Genomic DNA, 4668 nt, shown 5'->3' with positions numbered 1-4668 from the left:
GGGAGAGGGCTGGGGTGAGGGGCGGCTTTTCAGATCACAACGACAATACCCCGCTATACAACCCATAAGCCGCCAGCCCCGCACCGATCACCACGCAGGCAAAAATCCCTTTCTCCACCGTGGTAAAAACCGGCTGCCCCTGTTCACGCTTGGCCTTGGCAAACAGGATCACCCCTGGCGCATACAGCAGCGCCGAAAGCAGCAGATACTTCACCCCGCCGGCGTACAACAGCCACACCGCGTAAACCAGGGCGATGCCGCCAATCAGCAGATCCTTTGTACGTTCCGCCGAGGCGTGTTCGTAGGTTTCGCCGCGCCCGCTGAGCAGCACCGCGTAGGCCGCCGACCACAAATACGGCACCAGAATCATCGACGAGGCCAGATAGATAAGACTGGTGTAAGTGCCCGCCGAAAAAAGCGTGATCAGCAGGAAAATCTGGATCATCACATTGGTCAGCCACAGCGCATTGACCGGCACGTGATTGTTGTTTTCCTTCTTCAGGAACGCCGGCATGGTCTTGTCCTTGGCCGTGGCGAAAAGGATTTCCGCGCAGAGCAAGGCCCAGGACAACAATGCACCGAGCAGGGAAATCGCCAGCCCGATGCTGATCAGTAACGCACCCCACGGCCCGACGATGTGCTCGAGCACCGCTGCCAGTGAAGGGTTCTGCAGATTGGCCAGTTCCGGCTGGCTCATGATCCCCAGCGACAGCACGTTGACCAGTACCAGCAGCGCCAGCACGCCAAGAAACCCGATCACCGTGGCGCGGCCGACGTCGCTGCGTTTCTCCGCGCGGGCCGAATAGACGCTGGCGCCTTCGATGCCGATGAAGACGAACACGGTGACCAGCATCATGTTGCGCACCTGATCCATCACCCCGCCGAAGTTCGGGTTGCTGCGGCCCCAGATGTCGCGGGTGAAGATCTCTGCCTTGAACGCGACGGCAGCGATGACGATGAACATGATCAGCGGCACGACCTTGGCCACGGTGGTCAACTGGTTGATCAGCGCCGCCTCCTTGATCCCGCGCATCACCAGAAAATGCACCGCCCACAACAGCACCGAGGCGCAGCCGATGGCGATCGGCGTGTTGCCCTGGCCGAATACCGGAAAGAAATAACCGAGGGTGCTGAACAGCAACACAAAATAGCCGACGTTGCCCAGCCAGGCGCTGATCCAGTAACCCCACGCCGACGAAAAGCCCATGTAGTCGCCGAACCCGGCCTTGGCGTAGGCGTAGACGCCCGAGTCCAGCTCCGGTTTGCGATTGGCCAGGGTCTGAAAGACGAAGGCCAGCGTCAGCATGCCGATTGCGGTGATGCCCCAGCCGATCAGGATCGCCCCGGCATCGGCGCGTGCCGCCATGTTTTGCGGTAACGAGAAAATCCCCCCGCCGATCATCGACCCCACCACCAGCGCGATCAACGCACCAAGGCGCAGCTTTTGCGTCGGTTGCGACATGCAGATCTCCTTGAAAGAGTCGTTGTTGTTTATTTGTAACAACAGCCGACTAAAAGCCTAAGGGTAGATGACGTTTATCAGGTAATGCCGAATCTCGCAGCGTTATATATAGCCGACCACGATAAGGCGTAGCACATTAAGTCAGTTTTGTGCGCCGATCTTGATTATTCGATTCTGTGCTGAAAACAGATGACCGACATTTGCCAATCGCTGAAAAGCAACTAGCGTCATAGTTCGAAAGCATTAATAGCCATTCTCGACTTCCTCAGCGAAACGGCTCTGGAATGGGCCTTTGAGGCTACAGCGTTATGCCCGCAACGGGCGCACAAGTCATTCATTAACAATGGAATGTGACCATGCACTGATCCATGTCAGCTGTTCGAACAGACAACAGTACTAGGCTGTGAGCTCTCCTTTCCTGCAATGGAGTCATGCAAATGTCTGAAGCGCCCGGAAAACTAAGACTCGGTGCACTGGTTGCACTGGTAGTCGGTTCAATGATTGGCGGCGGGATATTTTCGTTGCCACAAAACATGGCCGCCAGCGCCGACGTCGGTGCAGTGCTGATCGGCTGGGCCATCACCGCAGTCGGCATGCTCACCCTCGCATTTGTCTTTCAGACCCTCGCCAATCGCAAGCCTGACCTGGACGGCGGTGTCTACGCCTACGCCAAGGCCGGATTCGGCGACTACATGGGTTTCTCATCAGCCTGGGGCTACTGGATCAGCGCCTGGCTGGGCAACGTCGGCTACTTCGTTCTGCTGTTCAGCACCCTTGGCTATTTCTTTCCGATCTTCGGCGAAGGCAATACCCCGGCGGCGGTGATCGGCGCGTCCTTGCTGCTGTGGGGCGTGCATTTTCTGGTGTTGCGCGGGATCAAGGAAGCGGCGTTCATCAACCTGGTGACCACCGTCGCCAAAGTCGTGCCGCTGCTGCTGTTTGTATTGATCGCAGTCTTCGCGTTCAGACTGGACATCTTCACTGCCGACATCTGGGGCGTGAAAAACCCCGATCTGGGCAGTGTGATGAACCAGGTGCGCAACATGATGCTGGTCACCGTCTGGGTGTTCATCGGCATCGAAGGCGCGAGCATCTTCTCCGCCCGCGCCGAGAAACGCTCGGATGTCGGCAAGGCCACCGTGATCGGCTTCATCACCGTGCTGCTGTTTCTGGTGCTGGTGAACGTGCTGTCGCTGGGCATCATGACCCAGCCGGAACTGGCGAAACTGCAGAACCCGTCAATGGCCGCCGTGCTTGAGCATGTGGTCGGTCACTGGGGTGCGGTGCTGATCAGCGTCGGCCTGATCATCTCGCTGCTCGGCGCGCTGCTGTCGTGGGTGCTGCTGTGTGCCGAGATCATGTTCGCCGCCGCCAAAGACCACACCATGCCGGAGTTCCTGCGCAAGGAAAACGCCAACCACGTGCCGGTCAACGCCCTGTGGCTGACCAACGCAATGGTGCAGGTGTTCCTGATCATCACCCTGTTCTCGGCCAGCACTTACCTGTCACTGATCTACCTCGCCACCTCGATGATTCTGGTGCCGTATCTGTGGTCGGCGGCCTATGCCCTGCTGCTGGCGGTGCGCGGCGAGAGCTACGAAGGCTTTGCCGCCGAGCGGCGCAAGGATCTGATCATCGGCGGTATCGCCCTGATCTATGCGGTGTGGTTGTTGTACGCCGGCGGGGTCAAGTACCTGCTGCTGTCGGCCCTGCTCTATGCGCCCGGCGCGATCCTGTTCGCCAAGGCCAAGCTGGAACTCAAACAACCGGTTTTCACCAACGTCGAGAAGCTGATTTTCGCCGCAGTGGTCGTGGGCGCCGTGGTGGCGGCCTACGGTCTCTACGATGGCTTCCTGACGCTGTAACCCCTGATTGAATTGTCATCTGGAGGAACACAGAAATGACCACGGAAAAAGTGAAGTACGGCGTCCACTCCGAAGCCGGGAAACTGCGTAAAGTCATGGTTTGCTCCCCAGGTCTGGCCCATCAGCGGCTGACCCCGAACAACTGCGATGAACTGCTGTTCGATGACGTGCTGTGGGTGGCGCAGGCCAAGCGCGATCACTTCGACTTCGTCACCAAGATGCGCGAGCGCGGCATCGACGTGGTGGAAATGCACAACCTGCTGACCGACATCGTCGCCATTCCCGAAGCGCTGGACTGGATTCTTGAGCGCAAGGTGACCGCCGACTCGGTGGGCCTGGGCCTGATCAGCGAAGTGAAATCCTGGCTGAAAAGCCTCGAGCCACGCCACATCGCCGAATTTCTGATTGGCGGCGTGTCGGCCGATGATCTGCCGGACAGCTTCGGTGGCAAGACCATCCAGATGTTCCGCGACTTCCTCGGCCACTCCAGCTTCATCCTGCCGCCGCTGCCCAACACCCAGTTCACCCGCGATACCACCTGCTGGATCTACGGTGGCGTGACGCTGAACCCGATGTACTGGCCGGCGCGCCGTCAGGAAACCCTGCTGACCACCGCCATCTACAAATTCCATCCGCAGTTCACCAATGCCGAATTCGAGATCTGGTACGGCGACCCGGACAAGGATCACGGCAACTCTACCCTTGAGGGCGGCGACGTCATGCCGATCGGCAACGGTGTGGTGCTGATCGGCATGGGCGAGCGTTCATCGCGTCAGGCCATCGGCCAACTGGCGCTGAACCTGTTCAACAACAAAGCAGTGGAAAAAGTCATCGTCGCCGGCCTGCCGAAATCCCGCGCCGCAATGCACCTGGACACCGTGTTCAGCTTCTGCGACCGCGACCTGGTGACGATCTTCCCGGAAGTGGTCAACCAGATCGTCGCCTTCACCCTGCGCCCTGACGAAAGCAAACAGGGCGGCATCGACATCCGCCGCGAAGAAGGCAGCTTCCTCGACACCGTCGCTGCGGCGCTCAACCTGCCGAAACTGCGCGTGGTGGAAACCGGCGGCAACAGCTTCGCCGCCGAACGCGAGCAATGGGACGACGGCAACAACGTGGTCGCGATGGAACCCGGCGTGGTCATCGGCTACGACCGCAACACCTACACCAACACCCTGCTGCGCAAGGCTGGCGTGGAGGTCATCACCATCAGCGCCGGCGAACTCGGCCGGGGCCGTGGCGGCGGCCACTGCATGACTTGCCCGATCATCCGCGACCCGATCGATTACTAATCTTTGAGCCTTCGCCGCGACTTATCGAGCGCGGCCAAGGGGATAACCG

General features: G+C 59.6%; 3 protein-coding genes. 2 read left to right on the top strand and 1 reads right to left on the bottom strand.

The annotated features are described in order from the left end of the window. Positions 1-34: 34 nt before the first annotated feature. Complete coding sequence (gene arcD, locus OQK_RS17485) at positions 35-1462, bottom strand: arginine-ornithine antiporter (RefSeq protein ID WP_016773518.1); 1428 nt, start codon at positions 1460-1462, stop codon at positions 35-37. A gap of 437 nt (positions 1463-1899) precedes the next feature. Between arcD (OQK_RS17485) and arcD (OQK_RS17480) the strand changes: the two genes are divergently transcribed. Both arcD (OQK_RS17480) and arcA read left to right on the top strand, forming a co-directional pair. Further along, positions 1900-3327 carry an arginine-ornithine antiporter gene (arcD, locus tag OQK_RS17480; protein WP_016773517.1) on the top strand — a complete coding sequence of 476 codons (1428 nt, stop codon included), beginning with the start codon at positions 1900-1902 and terminating at the stop codon, positions 3325-3327. 35 nt (positions 3328-3362) lie between these two features. Then, positions 3363-4619 (top strand): arginine deiminase, encoded by a 1257-nt coding sequence (gene arcA / locus OQK_RS17475; protein ID WP_016773516.1) that lies wholly within the window; start codon positions 3363-3365, stop codon positions 4617-4619. Positions 4620-4668 lie beyond the last annotated feature (49 nt).

The organism is Pseudomonas sp. R62 (genome assembly GCF_000257605.1).
Lineage (GTDB): Bacteria > Pseudomonadota > Gammaproteobacteria > Pseudomonadales > Pseudomonadaceae > Aquipseudomonas > Aquipseudomonas atacamensis.
The sequence above is the reverse complement of the archived record's forward strand: the minus strand, read 5'-3'. Positions and strand labels throughout refer to the sequence as shown.